This is a genomic window from Salmonella sp. FC25216 (assembly GCF_057751355.1).
This window is the reverse complement of the sequence record NZ_JBDGON010000032.1, coordinates 1-810: the sequence shown is the minus strand read 5'-3', so window position 1 is coordinate 810 and position 810 is coordinate 1. Positions and strand designations below refer to the sequence as shown.

Below are 810 nucleotides of genomic sequence, written 5' to 3'. Positions count from 1 at the left end.
TATGACCGTACGTTCTGATTCAAAAAGTTAAGTCCTCTCCGCGCTTTCATCATCCTCTCAGATTTACCCCTTCCACACAAGAGTAATGGAATCGTAATCTATTGCTTATTAAGGATTTATTCCTATAACAATAAAAAAACTAAGGGAAAATATATCTGGTCCAACCAGCACTGTTCTGTATTCATCTTTGCCCTGTCTGCACAAAATGTTAATTTTAAGTGTTAAAAAAACGCATTAAATAATATTTACTACTGTTTGGTTTTAATTATTAAGCATTAAATCCTTTACTTAACTTTTTGAATCATATTGTTAAATCAAAGAGAGGTCTGTTCAGGGACGAACTGAATTACAGAATAAATATATTAATCAACTGATTGCTATGTTTTTCACTGGTCTTTTCGTACTCCGCTCAGGGTGCAATTACCCTGCGGCAGAGGAATTTATTGCCAGGGATGCTGACGGCCTGTGCAGCCGAAAAGCAAATCCGGGCAGGATGTCAGAGTGCTGTGTTCAGGCTGGGGCCAGACGTCATTTTTTATACAGATATGGAATGGCTCCCGGCCCACGAAAGGGTGCGGACATTTTGTTTCCACAATTCGAAGCTGTTGCTGTTGCTGCGCATTGCCGGGCTGGCAATAGCCTGAGGAGAACAATCTGATGACGCAAGAATATGCAGGAATGTCCACCAGACGGGGGCGCACCGGTAAGTACCGGTACAGCACGGGAGCAAAAATATTTTTGATCCTGCTGACGGTATTCACTGTCGCAGCGCTGTTCGGCCTGTACCAGGTCCTGACGTACTGATATGCA

The 810-nt window shown here is 42.7% G+C and carries 1 protein-coding gene; it reads left to right on the top strand.

Annotation, left to right across the window (positions count from 1 at the left end; genetic code table 11):
- Positions 1-657 precede the first annotated feature (657 nt).
- Positions 658-804, top strand: a complete 147-nt coding sequence (locus tag AC3G3F_RS23830) for a hypothetical protein (RefSeq protein WP_170245778.1) — start codon at positions 658-660, stop codon at positions 802-804.
- Positions 805-810 lie beyond the last annotated feature (6 nt).

Coding starts and splice junctions, on each gene's coding strand:
- AC3G3F_RS23830 (WP_170245778.1), top strand. CDS start 658: ATGACGCAAGAATATGCAGGAATGTCCACCAGACGGGGGCGCACCGGT.